The sequence below is a fragment of the Streptomyces sp. 1222.5 genome (assembly GCF_900105245.1).
Taxonomy (GTDB): Bacteria; Actinomycetota; Actinomycetes; order Streptomycetales; family Streptomycetaceae; genus Streptomyces; species Streptomyces albidocamelliae.
This window is the reverse complement of record NZ_FNSZ01000001.1, coordinates 1,963,826-1,980,245: the sequence shown is the minus strand read 5'-3', so window position 1 is coordinate 1,980,245 and position 16,420 is coordinate 1,963,826. Positions and strand designations below refer to the sequence as shown.

Annotated in this window: 13 protein-coding genes; all 13 read left to right on the top strand. The window is 73.4% G+C overall.

Annotated features, from left to right (window positions below; all coding sequences use genetic code 11):
• Nucleotides 1-54: 54 nt before the first annotated feature.
• The 13 genes from BLW57_RS08915 to BLW57_RS08855 all read left to right on the top strand — a co-directional run bounded on the left by BLW57_RS08915 (nucleotide 55) and on the right by BLW57_RS08855 (nucleotide 16,319).
• Nucleotides 55-1,986: an HAD-IIIC family phosphatase gene (locus BLW57_RS08915; protein ID WP_256339438.1), complete on the top strand. Its 1,932-nt coding sequence runs from the start codon at nucleotides 55-57 to the stop codon at nucleotides 1,984-1,986.
• Nucleotides 1,987-2,278: 292 nt separating this feature from the next.
• Entirely contained in the window at nucleotides 2,279-4,063 is a 1,785-nt protein-coding gene (locus BLW57_RS08910) for a fatty acyl-AMP ligase (protein WP_093473468.1), read from the top strand.
• Nucleotide 4,064: 1 nt separating this feature from the next.
• On the top strand, nucleotides 4,065-5,840 hold the full coding sequence (locus tag BLW57_RS08905) for an acyl-CoA dehydrogenase family protein (RefSeq protein WP_093473466.1): 1,776 nt from the start codon (nucleotides 4,065-4,067) through the stop codon (nucleotides 5,838-5,840).
• 9 nt (nucleotides 5,841-5,849) lie between these two features.
• Nucleotides 5,850-7,634, top strand: coding sequence for an acyl-CoA dehydrogenase family protein (locus BLW57_RS08900; RefSeq protein WP_093473464.1), 1,785 nt, complete (start codon nucleotides 5,850-5,852; stop codon nucleotides 7,632-7,634).
• A 50-nt stretch (nucleotides 7,635-7,684) separates the two neighbouring features.
• On the top strand, nucleotides 7,685-7,963 hold the full coding sequence (locus BLW57_RS08895; RefSeq protein ID WP_073897824.1) for an acyl carrier protein: 279 nt from the start codon (nucleotides 7,685-7,687) through the stop codon (nucleotides 7,961-7,963).
• The gene (locus tag BLW57_RS08890) at nucleotides 7,963-10,998 is read left to right on the top strand and encodes a type I polyketide synthase (RefSeq protein WP_093473461.1); all 3,036 of its coding nucleotides are present in this window, start codon (nucleotides 7,963-7,965) and stop codon (nucleotides 10,996-10,998) included. The genes BLW57_RS08895 and BLW57_RS08890 overlap by 1 nt, the downstream gene beginning before the upstream one ends.
• The gene (locus BLW57_RS08885; protein WP_093473459.1) at nucleotides 10,995-12,017 is read left to right on the top strand and encodes a 3-oxoacyl-ACP synthase III family protein; all 1,023 of its coding nucleotides are present in this window, start codon (nucleotides 10,995-10,997) and stop codon (nucleotides 12,015-12,017) included. Before BLW57_RS08890 ends, BLW57_RS08885 begins: the two co-directional genes overlap by 4 nt.
• The gene (locus BLW57_RS08880; protein ID WP_093473457.1) at nucleotides 12,014-12,256 is read left to right on the top strand and encodes an acyl carrier protein; all 243 of its coding nucleotides are present in this window, start codon (nucleotides 12,014-12,016) and stop codon (nucleotides 12,254-12,256) included. Before BLW57_RS08885 ends, BLW57_RS08880 begins: the two co-directional genes overlap by 4 nt.
• Nucleotides 12,253-13,119, top strand: a complete 867-nt coding sequence (locus BLW57_RS08875) for a 2-oxo acid dehydrogenase subunit E2 (RefSeq protein WP_256339437.1) — start codon at nucleotides 12,253-12,255, stop codon at nucleotides 13,117-13,119. Before BLW57_RS08880 ends, BLW57_RS08875 begins: the two co-directional genes overlap by 4 nt.
• Nucleotides 13,076-13,903: a 4'-phosphopantetheinyl transferase family protein gene (locus tag BLW57_RS08870; RefSeq protein WP_256339436.1), complete on the top strand. Its 828-nt coding sequence runs from the start codon at nucleotides 13,076-13,078 to the stop codon at nucleotides 13,901-13,903. Before BLW57_RS08875 ends, BLW57_RS08870 begins: the two co-directional genes overlap by 44 nt.
• Nucleotides 13,904-14,014: 111 nt before the next feature.
• Nucleotides 14,015-15,127 (top strand): alpha/beta hydrolase, encoded by a 1,113-nt coding sequence (locus BLW57_RS08865; RefSeq protein ID WP_093473454.1) that lies wholly within the window; start codon nucleotides 14,015-14,017, stop codon nucleotides 15,125-15,127.
• Nucleotides 15,124-15,306, top strand: a complete 183-nt coding sequence (locus BLW57_RS08860) for a hypothetical protein (protein ID WP_093473452.1) — start codon at nucleotides 15,124-15,126, stop codon at nucleotides 15,304-15,306. Before BLW57_RS08865 ends, BLW57_RS08860 begins: the two co-directional genes overlap by 4 nt.
• A 5-nt stretch (nucleotides 15,307-15,311) precedes the next feature.
• Nucleotides 15,312-16,319: an alpha/beta fold hydrolase gene (locus tag BLW57_RS08855; RefSeq protein ID WP_256339435.1), complete on the top strand. Its 1,008-nt coding sequence runs from the start codon at nucleotides 15,312-15,314 to the stop codon at nucleotides 16,317-16,319.
• Nucleotides 16,320-16,420: the final 101 nt, after the last annotated feature.

Here is a 16,420-nt window from a genome sequence, read left to right as displayed (position 1 = left end):
CCGAAACCGTCGAAGTCGTCCACGAAGTGAAGGCAGCGAAGTGAGGAAGAGCCCGTGACCGCACCCGTGACCACCAGGCCCCTGCCGGCCGACCGGGACGAGGCCCTGGACCGCGTCCGCACCCTGCACCGCACCGACCGGCTCGCCGCGGAGTTCCCGGCCCTGCCCGGACTGCTCGCCGTGCTCGCCGTCGGCCCCACCGCGGCCGGCGACCTGTCCCGCGCCGGCCGACTGCTCGCCCGCGTCGACCCCGACGCCGTGCACGCCCTGCACCCCGACGCCGTACCGCTCACCGTGACCGTGTCCGGCCACGGCACCCTCGACGCCCTCACCGGCCCGCTCACCGCCGAACTCGCCCGCCACGGAATCCCGTTGCGTGCCGTCGTCGGCGACCACGACTCCTGGCGCCGCGACCTCCAGGACACCACCGGCCCGCTCTACGCGCGGGACACCGACCTCTCCCTGGTCCTGCTGGACGCCCAGCTCGTCTTCGACCAGCTCCCCTCGCCCTGGCGGCTGCCGGACGCCGAGGAGGCGCTCGCGGCGAACCTGAGACTCATCGAGCGGCTGGCGGAGAGCTACGTCCGCGAGGGCTCGGGCACCCTGGTCCTCAACACCCTCCCGCTGCTGACCGGCCAGCTGAACCAGCTCGTCGACCATCGCTCGCGCACGGAACTCTCCGTTCTGTGGCGGGAGTTCAACGCCGGACTGCTGAAGCTGGCGCTGCGCCACGCCCGGGTGCACGTGGTCGACCTGGAACCGCTGGTCGCCGAGTCCGGACCGGTCCGCGACAGCAGGCTCGCCGTCTACACCAAGGAGCACCTCGGCGCCGAACTGCTCGCCCGGTACGCCCGCCAGGTCGGCCACCTGGCCCGCGTCGTACGCGGCCGGACCAAGAAGGTGCTCGTCGTCGACCTCGACAACACCCTCTGGGACGGCGTGCTCGGCGACGACGGACCCGACGGCATCGCGATGGCCGGCAGCTACCGCGGCGAGGCCTTCGCCGCCTTCCAGAAGGTCGTCGCCCAGCTCGGCTCGCAGGGCGTGCTCCTCGCCGTGTGCAGCAAGAACGACCAGGAACCCGTGGAACGTGTGCTGGCCGACCACCCCGACATGGTGCTCCGGCCCGACGCCTTCGTGCAGGTGACCGCCAACTGGCGGCCCAAGGACGCCAATCTGCGCGACATCGCCTCCCGGCTCAACCTGGGCACCGACAGCCTGGTCTTCGCCGACGACTCGCCCTTCGAGTGCGGCCTCGTCGCCACCGGCCTGCCCGAGGCCGCCGTCGTGCGCCTCGACGAGGAGCCCGCGCTGCACATCGACCGGCTGCTGGCCGACGGCTGGTTCGACACCCCCGAACTCACCGAGGCGGACCGGCAGCGCGCCGGACAGTACCGGGCCGACGCGGGCCGCCGCGAACTGCTCGACTCGGCGGCCACCCCGGAGGACTACCTCCGCGCCCTGGACGTGACGGTCACCGTGTCCCCGGTGACCGAGCCGGACGTCGCCCGGATCTCCCAGATCACCCTGCGCACCAACCAGTTCAACCTGACCACCCGACGGCTCCAGCCCGCCGACGTACGGCGGCTGCTGGACGCGCCCGGGCACCTGGTCCTCGCCGTCCGCTCCCGGGACCGCTTCGGCGACAACGGGCTGGTCGGCGCGGTGTTCGCGGAGCGCACCGGGGACGGCCTGCGGATCGACAACATGCTGCTGAGCTGCCGTGTCTTCGCCCGCGGCATCGAGCAGGCCGCGCTCGGCGCGCTCCTCGCCCACGCCCGGGAGACCGGGGCACGGTCGGTGACGGCGACGTACCGGCCCACCGCGAAGAACCACAAGGTACGGGACCTCTACCCGTCCCTCGGCTTCCGGACGGCCGGCGAGAGGCCGGACGGCGGGATGGACTTCGTCCACCCCCTCACCGACCTCCCGCCGGTCCCCGGCCACGTCACCCTCGACGCCACGTTCACCGTCCCGCCGGCCTAGGGCCCACCGCACTTCCCGGTCCCGCCCCGGGGTCCGCCACGTCGCCCACGTCCCCCGTCGCGATGTGCCGCACCCCACCGGGCGGGGCCGGGAACCGACCGCAACCCCCCTCCGGCCTGCCGTCCGCCATCCCCCCGTGGCGGACGGCAGGCCCTTTCGTGCGGCGGGGGTCCCGTTTCGCCCGGAGTGTCCAGCGCAAGCGGCGCCTTAGCGGGGCGAACCAGCATCGAGTACGTCCCAACCCCATCGCCGGCGCCATGCCTGCGGATCCCGGAGAGGTCAGGCAAAGACGTTGACAAGCTTCCGAACCTTCACGGAACTGGTCCTGGATCGTGCGGCCGAGCTCGGTACCGAGGACGCCTTCATCTTCCTGCCGGACGATGCCAACGGATCGGCTCCGGAGCACCTTTCGTACAGCGGACTCGACCAGGAGGCCCGGCGCATCGCCTCCTGGCTCCAGGCGAACGGCGCCGCCGGCCGGCAGGTGCTGCTGCTGTACCCGTCGGGCAACGACTTCATCAAGGCGTTCACCGGCTGCCTCTACGCGGGTTCCGTCGCCGTGCCCGCCCCGCTGCCCACCGAGCAGGGCCAGCACTTCACCCGGGTCTCCGGCATCCTGCGCGACGCCGAGGTCCGTGCCGTCCTCACCGACTCCGCCAGCGCCCCGGAGATCTCCGCCTGGCTGGCTTCGGAGGGCATGACGGACGTGCTCTGCCTCGCCACCGACACCGGGGAGTACGGCGACCCGGGCGCCTACACCGTGCCGGACCTCAGCCCGGAGCACCTCGCCTTCCTGCAGTACACCTCCGGCTCGACCAGCGACCCCAAGGGCGTGATGGTCTCCCACCGGAACCTGCTGGCCAACGAGGCCGCCATCCAGCGGGCGGCCGGCACCGGCGCCCACTCCCGGTTCGGCGGCTGGCTGCCCTTCTACCACGACATGGGACTCATCGGGCACGTGCTGCACCCGCTGTACGTCGGCGGCTCCGCGGTGCTGATGTCCCCGGTGTCCTTCCTGCGCCGCCCGCAGCGCTGGCTGAAGGTGTTCGGCGAGCACGGCGCCAACATCGGCGGCGGCCCCAACTTCGCGTACGACCTGTGCACGCGCCGCATCACCGACGAGCAGCTCGCCGAACTCGACCTGTCCGGCTGGGAGTGCGCGGGCAACGGCGCAGAGCCGGTCCGCGCCGAGACCCTCAAGGCGTTCAGCGAGCGCTTCGCACCGGCCGGCTTCCGGGCCGAGGCGTTCTTCCCCTGCTACGGCATGGCCGAGACCACCCTGCTGGTCTCCGGCACCCCCAAGGACCGGCAGCCCGCGGTCCGCACCGTCGACTCCGCCGCCCTGGAGCAGGGCACCCTGGCCGGCCCGCGGGACGGCGGCTCCGTGCGCAACCTGGTGAGCAGCGGCGTCATCCAGGACTTCACCGTCCGCGTCGTCGACCCCGACAGCCGCCGCGAGCGGCCCGAGGGCACGGTCGGCGAGATCTGGGTCAAGGGCGACAGCGTCGCGGACGGCTACTGGAAGCGCCCGCTGACCAACGTCGAGATCTTCGACGCGCACATCACCGACGGCAACGGCGGCGAGGACGCCGGCGGCTGGCTGCGCACCGGCGACCTGGGCGCGCTGGAGGACGGTGAACTGTACGTGACGGGCCGTCTGAAGGAGCTGATCATCTTCGCCGGCCGCAACCTCTACCCGCAGGACGTCGAGCGGGCCGTCCAGTCCACCGACAGGGCTCTCGGCATCGGCTCCGGCGCCGTGTTCACCGTCGAGACGGACCGGGAGCACCTGGTCGTCGTGCAGGAGGTCCGGGTGAGCGCGGTCAGCAGCGACCTGCGCAGCCTCGCCACCGGCATCCAGCGGCTGCTCGGCCAGGACCTCCAGATCCCGGCGGGCAACGTGGTCCTGGTGCGGCCCGGCACCGTCCGCAAGACCACCAGCGGGAAGATCCAGCGCACCCTGATGCGCAAGCTGTTCCTCGAGGGCGCGCTCACCCCGCTGTACGAGGTGCTCGAACCGGCGGTCCGCCAGATCGTCGCCGACGCCACCGGCTCCTCGCTCGCCCCGGCGGTCTGACATGCGCGACACGCCCTACCGGCTCGCCGAGGAACTGGACCGGTTCCTCGGCGACCCCGGCGATCCCAGCGGCTGGTTCTCGCACGCCCGCTCCGTCGAGCTGGACGAGAAGGAGGAGTTCCCGGCCGCCGTCTGCCGGCGCCTGGACGACTGGGGACTGCCCGACCACTACGTCCCCGTCGAGCACGGCGGCCGGCTGACCGACTACGAGCAGCTGCTCCAGCTGATGCGGGCCGTGGCCCGCCGCGACCTCACCGTCGCCATCGGACACGGCAAGACCTACCTCGGCGGAGTCTGCGTATGGGTGGCCGGCACCCCCGAGCAGGCCGCCCGGCTCGGTGCCGACATCCGGGCCGGTGTGCCCGTCTCGCTCGGCCTGACCGAACGCGCCCACGGCAGCGACCTGCTCGCCGGCGAGGTGCGGGGCACCGACGGCGCGGACGGCTGGCTGGTCAACGGCGAGAAGTGGCTGATCAACAACGCCACCCGGGGCAGCCTGCTGTCCCTGCTCACCCGCACCGACCCGGCCGGCGGCCCGCGCGGATTCAGCGTCCTGCTCGTCGACAAGCGCGAGCTGGACAAGGACCACTACCGCCACCTGCCCAAGGTGCACACCCACGGCATCCGCGGCGCCGACATCTCCGGCATCGCCTTCCAGGACGCGCCGGTCTCCCGGTCCGCGCTGGTCGGCACCGAGGGCACCGGCCTGGAGACCGTGCTGAAGGCGCTCCAGCTGACCCGCACGATGTGCGCCGCGCTCTCGCTCGGCGCCGCCGACCACGGGCTGCGTCTCGCCCAGGACTTCGCCGAGCGGCGCGAGCTGTACGGGCGCCGCCTGGTCGATCTGCCCCAGGCGCGCCGGACCCTCGGCACGGCCGCCGCCGACGTCCTCGTGCACGAGGCCCTGGCCACCGTCGCCGCCCGCTTCGTGCACACCCTGACCGACGAGATGAGCGTCACCGCGGCGGTCACCAAGTACCTGCTGCCCAGCGGCACCGAGGACGTCCTCGCCCAGCTGACCCGGCTCCTCGGCGCCCGTGCCTTCCTCAAGGGCGTCCACGCGAACGGCATGTTCCAGAAGGTGGAGCGCGACCACCGGATCGTCGGCCTCTTCGACGGCAACACCCTGGTCAACCTCAACTCCCTGGTCAACCAGTTCCGTTCACTGGTACGGGGCAGAAGGCGGGGCACCGGGAACCTGGCCGGCGCGCAGACCGCGTACGACCTGTCGGCGCCCCTGCCGGCGCTCGCCCCGGGACGGCTGTCCCTGGTGGCCCGGCACGGCAGCGCCGTCCTGGCCGGCCTCGACGCCTCCGCGGCCCGGCTCACCGAGCTGGCCGGGGAACGGCCCGCCCTGCTCCCGGCGGCCGCGGCGGCCCGGCGGATCGCCGAGGTCACCGACCGCGTGCACACCGACATGGAGCGTTGGCAGGGCGTCATCGGCGACGTCCCGCCCGCCGCGTTCGACACCGCCCGCCGCTACACCCTGTGCCACGCGGCGGCGGTCTGCCTCGGCCTGTGGACCCACAGCGCCCCGCTGTTCGCCGGCACCAGCGCCGAACCGCTGTGGCGCGACGGCCTGTGGCTGCGCGCCGGCCTGGACCGGCTGCTGACCCGCCTCGGCGAGCCGGACACCGGGGACACCGAGGCGTACGACGCGCTGCTCGACCACCTGCACACGACCCGGCGCTCCGGCGAACTCTTCTCGCTGCACCCCTACCGGCTGCCGGGCAAGCCGACCGAGCCGGTGGCCGACGCGGCGACCGCGAGGAACTGAGAGGACGCCATGCTGATCGGTACCGCGGCCCCCGGGCCGCACGGAGCGCCCGCCCCCGGACCCGGACCGCACCCGCCCGGCGGCCAGGAGGAGCGGGTCGTCGCCCGCATCGCCGAGCTGGAGCGCCGGCTCGGCGACCCCACGGACGAGCGCGGCGAACTGTCGTACGCCAGACTGCTGGAGGCCGACGAGCGCGCCGAGCTGTCCGAGGCCGGCGAGCGGGCCCTGGACGAACTGGTCCTCAACGCCGACTTCGTGCCGCCGGAGCACGGCGGACGGCTGGAGCGGATCGACACCCTGGTCCGCGTGCTGCGGCAGGTCTTCCGGCGTGACATCGCGCTCGGCCTCGGCTACGGCGTGACCTCGTTCATGGCCGCCGTCAACGTGTGGAGCTCGGGCACCGCCGAGCAGCGCGGGCGCCTCGCGGAGCTGCTGCTCGACGGGCAGAAGGTCTCCGTCGCCTACCACGAACTGGCGCACGGCAACGACTTCGTGCGCAACGAGTTCCAGGCCCGCCCGGCCGACGGCGGCTATCTCCTCAACGGCGCCAAGCAGGTCATCAACAACGCCGACCGCGCCGCCGCCTGGGTGCTGTTCAGCCGTACCAGCCCGGCCCCCGGCAGCCGCAGCCACTCCGTGGTGTTCGCCGAACGGGCCGGCCTCGACCAGGACCGCTTCCAGGTCCTGCCGCGCTACGACGCGGTCGGCGTGCGCGGCTGCCACCTGTCGGGCCTGGACTTCACCGACTGCCCGGTACCGGCCTCCGCGCTGGTCGGCGAGGAGGGCAAGGGCGTCGAACTGGCCCTGCGGGCCTTCCAGATCACCCGCAGCGCCGTCCCCGGCATGGCGATCGGCGCCACCGACACCGCCCTGCGCACCGTCGTCGGCTTCGCACTCGGCAGGCAGCTGTACCGCAAGTCCGTGATGGACATCCCGCACGCCCGGTCGACCCTCGCGAACACCTTCCTCGACCTGCTGATCAGCGACAGCCTGTCGCTGGCCGCGACCCGCGCGGTGCACGTGCTGCCGGAGGAGACCAGCGTCTACGCGGCCGCGGTGAAGTACCTGGTGCCCAAGATGCTCACCGACGCGATGTACGACCTGTCCATCGTGCTCGGTGCCCGCTTCTACGTCCGCGAGGGCGAGTTCGGGATCTTCCAGAAGCACGTGCGCGACCTGCCGGTGCTCAGTCTCGGCCACGCCGGTTCCGCGGCCTGCCAGGCCACGATCATCCCGCAGCTGTCCCGGCTCGCCCGGCGCTCCTGGTTCCGCGACGAACCGGCGCCCGCCACCGTGTTCCGGCCGCGCGAGGACCTGCCCGGCATCCCGTTCGACCGGCTCACCCTGGCGAGCGGCCGGGACGGACTGAGCGCCACCCTGGTCGCCGCGGTCGACCGACTGCCCAGCGGCAGCCCCGAGGAACGCGCGGCGCACGGCATCGCCCTGCGTTTCATGGACGAGCTGCGCCGGCTCCAGGAGCAGGGCCTGAACCTCGCCCCCCAGGACCGGACCGCCCTCGCCAGCCCCGCCGCCTTCGCCCTCGCCGACCGGTACGCGGTGGTGCTCGCCGCCGCCTCCGTGATCGGTGTGTGGCAGCAGGCCCAGGGCGACACCGACCCCTTCCTGGCCGATCCGGCCTGGCTCGCCGCCGCACTGCACCGGCTGGGCCGACGGCTCGGCCTCCAGCTGCCCGACCTGCCCGACTCCTGCGAGCAGCGGCTGCACGACGAGGTGCTCCGCCGCTTCGACGAGACACGCAGCTACGACCTCTACAACGCCCCGCTGGCCGGCTGACCCCGCCGCCGGTGCGCACGCACCGTCAGACCCTCTCCGAGGAGCACATCATGGCCGTTCCCACCACCGGACGCACCGCCGACGAGCTGACCGCGTGGCTGTCCGACCGCATCGCCCTCTACCTCAAGCGCCGGCCCGAGGAGATCGACCCGGTCGTGCCGCTCGCCGAGTACGGCCTGGACTCGGTGGCCGCGCTCAGCCTGTGCGGCGACATCGAGGAGGACTTCGACCTGGTCCTCGAACCCACCGTCGCCTGGGACTACCCGACCGTCCAGGCGCTCGCCGCCCACCTCGCGGAGAGCCTGGCCACCGAGGCGGCGGCGAGCTGATGGACCGGATCGCCATCGTCGGCATCGACTGCCGGTTCCCGGGGGCGCCCGATCCGGGCGCCTACTGGGACCTGCTCATGCGCTCGGGGGACGGCGTCGGCACCGTCCCCGAACAGCGGTGGGCCGCCAAGGAGTTCCACTCGGCCACCCAGGCCGAGGGGCGCAGCAACACCACCCAGGGCGGCTTCATCGACGACCCCGACGCGTTCGACAACGAGTTCTTCACCATCTCGCCCCGCGAGGCGGCCGCCATGGACCCGCAGCAGCGCCTGCTGCTGCAGTGCGCCTGGCGGGCCGTCGAGGACGCCGGCCTGCCGCCCCAGCGGCTCGCCGGCACCGCGACCGGCGTCTTCGTCGGCATCATGGGCAACGAGTGGGCCCAGCTGCACCTCACCGACTACGACCACGTCACCGCCCAGGCCGGCTCCGGCAACGGCTACTGCATGACGGCCAACCGGATCTCCTACCACCTCGACCTCAAGGGCCCGAGCCTCGCCGTCGACACCGCCTGCTCGTCGTCCCTGGTCGCCGTGCACCTGGCGGGCAACGCCCTGCTGTCGGGGGAGTGCGACTACGCGATCGCCGCCGGCGTGAACGTGGCGCTCACCCCCGCCCTGTCGATCTTCTACACCCAGGCCGGGCTCTCCGCGCCCGACGGACGGTGCAAGCCGTTCAGCGCCCAGGCCGACGGCATCGGCCGCGGCGAGGGCGTCGGCGCGGTGGTGCTGCGCCGCCTGGAGGACGCGCTCGCGGACGGCCAGCAGATCTACGCCGTCGTCCGCGGCACCGCGGTCAACCAGGACGGCCGCAGCAACGGGCTGACCGCACCCAACCGCTGGGCCCAGCAGGACGTCATCGCGGCCGCCTACCGGCGCGCCGGCGTCGAGCCGGCCGACGTCGCCTTCACCGAGGGACACGGCACCGGCACCGCGCTCGGCGACATGATGGAGGCCGCCGCCCTGGGCCACCACCACGCCGGCCGCTCCGCCAAGCCGATGGCGCTGGGCTCGGTCAAGGGAAACCTGGGCCACACCGAGGGCGCGGCCGGTATCGCCGGGCTCATCAAGGTGGCCCTGTCCCTGCACCACCGCACCGTGCCGGCCAGCCGGTTCTCGGCCAAGGAGAACGAGCAGCTGGGTCTGCGCCAGAAGGGGCTGCGGCTGCTCAAGGCCCCGCTGCGGCTGCCGCGCGGCACCTCTGTGGCCGGCCTCAGCAGCTTCGGCATGGGCGGCACCAACGCCCACGCCGTGCTGGAGTCCGCGCCGCCGCAGTCCGCCCGCCCGCGCCCGGAACCGGCCGGCGACACCACCGGGATCGGCACCGGCGTCTTCACCCTGTCCGCCCCGGCACCCGACGCGCTGCGCCGCAACCTGCTCGCGCAGTCCGAGGCGCTGGCCGCGCGCCGGGCGCCGCTCGGGCCCGTCGCCTGGACCTCCAACCGGGTCAAGGCCGGACACCGCTACCGTTTCGCGGTGTCCGCGGGGGACACCGACGCCCTCGTCGAGCGGCTCCGCGCGGCCGCCGCCGACCCGGATCTGCTGGCCCGGCTGACCGGGGCGCCCGGCGCCCGGCCGCGCACCGCGTTCCTCTTCACCGGCCAGGGCTCCCAGTACCCGCGCATGACGGCGGGCCTCCACCGGGACTCGCCCCTCTACCGCCGCTTCCTCGACGAGGCCGACGCGGCCCTGCTCCCGCACACCGGGGAGTCGGTACGCGACCTGCTGCTCGGCGGCGACGAGTCCGTGCACCGCACCCGGTGGGCGCAGCCCGCGCTGTTCGCCGTCGGCTACGCGCTCGGCCGTACCCTCGGGGAGCTCGGTGTGCGCCCGGACCTGCTGCTCGGCCACAGCGTCGGCGAGTACGCGGCGGCCTGCCTGGCCGGGGTGTTCCCGCTGGAGGACGCCGCCCGGCTGATCGCCGCCCGCGGCGCGCTCATGCAGCGGCTGCCCGACGGCGGCGGCATGCTGGCCGTCCTGGCGGGCCGCGAGGAACTGGAGGAGCGCCTCGCGGCCGAGCCGCACGTCGGTGTCGCCGTCGTCAACGGCCCGCGCGCCACGGTGCTGTCCGGCGAGCTGGCGGCACTGCGGCGCATCGACAAGGAACTCGACCGGGACGGGATACGCACCCGGACGCTGCGGGTGTCGCACGCGTTCCACTCGTACCTCATGGACCCGATGCTGGAGGAGTTCGCGGAGATCGCCCGCGAGGTCGGCGGGGGTACGCCCCGGCTGCCGCTGTACTCGACCCTGTACGGCAGGGTGCTGGACGACGAGCCGATGGACGCCGACTACTGGGTGGCGCACGTCCGCCGTCCGGTGCTCTTCGCGGACGCGGCCGCCGGACTGCTGGCGGCGGGACCGACCCACGCCGTGGAGATCGGGCCGTCACCCGTGCTGTCCTCGATGGCCCGCAAGCTGCCGCGGGCCGCCCCCGGAGCCCGGCCCGCGTTCGTCCTGCCGGTGCGCGGCGAGGACTCCGCCGGCCGGGACCTCGCGGACGCGCTCGCCGAGCTGTACCGGGGCGGAGTCACCCCCGACTGGGACGCCGTGTACGAGGAGCGGGACCGGACCGCGTACCGGCTGCCGCCCTACGTCTTCAGCGACGCCCACCGCTACTGGACCCGCGGCGGACCCGTCCGCGCCCGCCACGACGCGCCGCTCGCCGAACTGCCGTCCACCGCGGCCCGCGAGAGCGCGCCGGCCGCGGAACGCGAACCGGCCGGCACGGGCGTGCTCACCCTGGAGCGCCCGGCTCCCGGCGATCCGGTGACCGAGGCCGCCCTGGAGGCCATCGGCCAGGTCGGCGGCTACGAGACCCACGAACTCAGCCCGTACCTGCGGCTCTACGAGGACCTCGGCTTCGACTCCGTGATGGTCATGGAACTGAAGGGCCGCATCGAGGAGCGACTGCCCGCCGTCGCCACGCTGACCGTGCAGGACCTGCTGCCCAAGCTGGCCTCGGTCGGGGACCTCGTGGACTTCCTGCGGGACCACTGCGGAACCGCATCCGCCCCTGTCGAGGAGAGGACGGCATGACCGACAACCAGGTGTATCTCGCCTCCGTCGGGACCGCGCTGCCCGGCGACCCGGTCGGCAACGCCGAACTGGCCAAGGTGCTCGGAGCCAACGAGGAATGGATCGAGGTGTTCATCGGCACCCGGACCCGGCACTTCGCCCGCGACCTGACGACCGGTGAGGTCCGCTGGTCGCTGGCCGACCTGTGCGCCCGCGCGGCCGAACGGGCGGTGAAGGCGTCCGGGGCCGACCTCGCCGACATCGAGTTCGTGGTGCTGGGCACCGCCACCCCGGACACGCTGATGCCGGCCACCGTGAACAACGTGACCGACCAGCTCGGCATCGACCAGGTACCCACGTTCCAGCTGCAGTCGGGCTGCGCGGGCGCGGTGCAGGCGCTGAGCCTCGGCCGTACCCTCATCGCCTCCGGGGAGTACCGCACCGGCCTGGTCATCGGCGGTGACGTGTGCAGCAAGCACCTCGACCTGAACCGCGACCTGTCCAAGGCCGCGCCCAGCGACCTCGTCAACTTCGTCCTGTTCGGGGACGGGGCGGGGGCCGCCGTGCTCACCGACGAGCCGCGCGGCGAACAGGTGGCGGTCAAGCAGGTGCTGAACCGTTTCACCGGGCTGGGGCGCAAAGCCGGCCAGGTCATCGAGTGGTTCGGCCTCGCCGACCGCTTCGACGACCGCCAGGCTCTCACCGAGGACTACAAGGCCATCGAGGAGCAGGTGCCCGTCATGGCCGTGGAGATCCTCTGGGAACTCCTCGGTGAACTCGGCTGGGACGCCGCCGAACTGGACTATCTGCTGCCCCCGCAGCTGTCCGGCCGCATGACCCGGAAGATCACCGAACAGCTCGACGTGCCGACGGCCACGGAGGTCTCCTGCGTCGCCGAGACCGGCAACAACGGCAACGCCCTGCCGTTCCTGCAGATCGAACGGCTCCTGGAGACCATGTCCGCCGGCCAGAAGGCCCTGGCGGTCGCCATCGAGTCCAGCAAATGGATCAAGGCCGGCTTCGCCCTGGAGAAGGTATGAGCACCCGACACGCGTACAGTCTGGACGACTTCGCCGACACCGTCCGCGACGAACTCGGCCTGCCCCTGACCGACGAGCAGATCGGCGCCGACTTCGACGAGGTCCCCGAGTGGGACTCCCTGCACCTGCTGAAGCTCGTCACCGCCGTGGAACAGGCCACCGGCCGCCCCGTACCCGTCGGCCGGGTGCTGGAGGCCCGCAGCCTCAAGGAGATCTACGAACTGGCGGTCCCCGCGTGAGCGGCACACCCGTCCCGCACAGCGAACGGCGCCGCCGCCACACCCTGTACTTCCTGGAGTGGGCGGCGGACCAGCGGCCGGTGCACCTGGACACCGAGGTCGACATGACCCGGATCCAGGAGCACCGGGCCGCGGCCCGCGCGGAGGGCACCCGTATCTCCGTGGTCAGCTACCTGCTGCACGCCACCGGCCGCGTCCTCGCCCGCCACCCCCGGGCCAACGCGGTCCTGGCCCCCGGCTGGCCGTCGGCGCTGCGCCGCCCCAGGACCCTGCGGTTCGGCGAGGTCACCGCGAAGCTCGCCCTCGACCGCACCCTGGACGGCGAACGCACCGTGCTCTCCGCCCTGGTGCCGGGACTGGAGAGTGCCTCGCTGCAGGAGATCCAGGACCGTGTCGACCGCTTCCGCGGCGCGGACGCGGGCACCCTCCCCGAGTTCAAGGGCGTCCGGATGCTCGGCCGGCTCCCGGTGCCGCTCGGCCGCGCGGCCTTCGCCGCCGCGCTGCGCAGCCCCCGCAGGCGCCCCGAGGTCTTCGGCACCGTCTCGGTCAGCTCCCTGGGACACCGCGACGTCGACGGCTTCCACTCGGCGGGCGGCACGGCGGTCACCCTGTGCGCCGGGCGGATCATCGACCGGGCCGTCGTACGCGCCGGGCAGGTCGTGCCCGCGCCGGTCATGCGGCTCGGACTCACCTTCGACCACCGGGTGATCGACGGGGCCACCGCCGCCGACGTGCTCAGCGATCTCCGACACAGCATGGAGGAATTCGATGACGGCTCCAGGGAAGGCGTCCCCGGGCCGGACCTTCGGGGAACCGATCATGATCAGTGGGCCGCGCGGGGACTGGAACAGAGTCCGCGGTGACCTCGCGACGCACGCCACCGCCGTCCTGTACGCCCAACTGGACCACTGGCGTCCGGAACGGGCCGGCGGCCCCCGCCTGCGTACCCTCCTCGGCCGCGACTGGGCCCGCTACCTGGACCTGACCCACCCGGAGGTGCGCACCCGCTTCGCCGCCTCCCGGGTGCTCCTGAAGTTCGCGGCCGGCGCCGCCCTGCGCGTGCAGCCGCAGACGGTCGAACTCGGCTACACCCCCTCGGGGCGGCCGTACCTGCACGGGTACGACGGCGTGCAGATCAGCCTCAGCCACACCGAGGACCTGCTGCTGGTGGGCCTCGCCACCGGAGCGGTCATCGGCGTGGACGCCGAGCGCGCCGACCGCGCCCTGTACGGGGCCGGCCTCGGCCGGCACCTGTGCACCCCGCGCGAGGTGCAGCTGATCGAGGCCATGGCACCGGCGGACCGCGACCCCGCGCTGGTCCGCCTGTGGACCCTGAAGGAGGCGTACAGCAAGGCCATCGGGCTCGGCATGCAGTTCCGCTTCACCGACTTCGGCTTCGAGACCGACGGCACCCCCACCGAGGTGCGGCGCCCGGACGGGACACCGGGCACCGGCAACGAGTGGGCCTTCCGCACCTACTCGCTGCTCGGGCGGTACACGGTCAGCGTGGCCGTCGGTGACTCCGGCTTCGGCGTCACCACCGACACCCAGGCGCACACGATGCTCGACGACGGCATCGTCGACGCCCTCGCCGAGGCCCTCGGCGCCGACGAGCCCGACCACCGCCGCGACGACGACTGGTGGTGAGCGGGCCCCGCCCCGCCGGAACCACCCCGCCGGGGCCCGCCGTGCAACCGGCCCGCAAGCGGGGTCCGGGACGGTGAACGCCCCGCGGGACGGAAGAGACCGGAGACGCACATGGACCATCTCGCCGAACTCAAGGAATTCGCCCTCCTGCACGCCAGGGGACAGGGCATGGCGCCGCGCCGCGTCGAACGGATCCTGACCGGGATCACCAACGACACCTGCGGCGACCCGCGTTCCTGGGCCGCCACCTGGACCCGCGAGGGCCGCACCGCAGCCTCCTACGGCCGGCTCCTCGACGCCTGCGCGCACTTCGCGCTCGCCCGCTTCCCCCACCACGGCGACCCCGCCCGCGAGGCCGCCGGACGGCTCGTGGTGTCCACCTTCGACATCTGGCGCGAACGCCGCCGGGACATCGTCCGGCTCGAACTGCCCTACGAGGGCGGCACCGTGGCCGCCTGGGCGACCGGCCTCGACGCCGCGCGCCCGCGCCCCCTGCTCGTCGTGATGGGCGGGATCGTCAGCGTCAAGGAGCAGTGGGCACCGCTGCTGCCGCTGTTCGCACGGCTCGGCTACGCCGCCGTCGTGACGGAGTTCCCCGGCGTCGGCGAGAACACCGTGCGCCACACCCCCGGCTCCTGGCGGCTGCTGCCCCACCTGATGGACCGGCTGGAAGGCCGGGCGAAGGTCTCCGACACCTCCATGCTCACCCTCAGCTTCAGCGGCCAACTGGCCCTGCGCGCCGCCACCGAGGACCCCCGCATCCGCCGGGTGCTCACCGTCGGCGCCCCCGTCGGCGCCTTCTTCACCGACCCCGCCTGGTGGCCGCACGTCCCCGGCATCACCGCCGACACCCTGTGCGCCCTGACCGGGGCCCCGGACCGCGCCACCCTCTGGTCCGAACTGCCCGAACACGCCATGACCGCCCAGCAGTTGCGCCGCGTACGCATCCCCGTCCGGTACGTCGCCAGCAGCCGCGACGAGATCATCCCGGCCGGCGAGCAGCACCTGCTGCGCGCCCTGCCCGACCTGCGCGTCAAGACCTTCGACGACGTCCACGGCTCACCCGCCCACCTGGGCGCGATGCGGCGCTGGCTGGTCTCGCAGCTGCTGCTGACCCGGATCACCGGCCGCCGTACCGCGGCCGCCGCCCCCACGACCGAAGAGGACACCGCCCGCACCCACCCCCGACCCACCGCCTTCGCACCCGGAGAGAGGCAGTCATGACCGGCAAACCCTTCACCAGGACCAAGGTCGCCACCGTGCGCCCCTGGCACAGTCTCGCCTCGCTCGGAGTGATCGAGAGCGATCTGACGCACACCCGCTTCCGGACCGCGCAGGCCCCGCACGACACCGAGGACCGGCCGGGCCCCACCCGCCGCCCGAGCCGCCACGAGGAGGCCTGAGACCAGTGGCCGCGCAGAACACTCCGGGCCAGTCCCCGGGCGGTGGCGCCATCCGGCTGCGCCACCGCACGGTGCACGGCTACCGCAGAGCCTTCCGGATGGCCGGCAAGGGCGACGCCGTCCTGCTCATCCACGGCATCGGCGACTCGTCCGACACCTGGCGCGACGTCATGCCCGGACTCGCCAAGCACTACCGGGTGATCGCACCCGACCTGCTCGGCCACGGACAGTCCGACAAGCCCCGCGCCGACTACTCGCTCGCCGCGTACGCCAACGGCATGCGGGACCTGCTCAGCGTGCTCGGCGTCGAACGCGCCACCATCGTCGGGCACTCCCTCGGCGGCGCGGTCGCCATGCAGTTCGCCTACCAGTTCCCGGACCGCTGCGAGCGGCTGGTGCTGGTCGGCACCGGCGGGATCAGCCGGCAGGTCACCCCGCTGCTGCGCGCGGCCACCCTGCCCGGCGCGCAGGCCCTGCTCCACCTGCTGCAACTCCCCACCTCACGCTGGCAGATCGGGGCCGCGGTGAAGGTGCTCCAGTGGCTGCGCACCGACCTTGCCGTGGACGCGCCCGACATCCTGCGAGTGGTGGACGCCCTGCCCGACGCCACCTCCATCAACGCGTTCGTGCGCACGCTGCGGGCGGTCGTCGACTGGCGCGGCCAGGTGGGCACCATGCTCGACCGCTGCTACCTGGCCCAGGGGATGCCCACCATGCTGGTGTGGGGCGGCCGCGACCAGGTGGTGCCGGCGCTGCACGGGGGACTCGGCCACGTCTCGATGCCGGGCAGCCGGCTGGAGATCTTCGAGGAGGCCGGCCACTTCCCGTTCCGCACCGATCCCGACCGGTTCCGCGCGGTCCTGCGGGACTTCATCGACACCACCCGCCCGGCGAGCTTCAGCCCCGAGGAATGGCGCGACCTGCTCCGCAACCGCCGTCCCACCCCCCGGCCCCGCGTCGCACCGGAGACGGCGGCCGACGGCCCGTCACCCCGCACCCTGCGCCCGGCCTGACCCCGCGCCGGACGCCACGGGAGAGCGGCCGGCAGCGAAAGGACCGACCCCCGGAGAGCCACGGCTCTCCGGGGGTCGGTCCTTTCGGCGGTTGCCGTTCT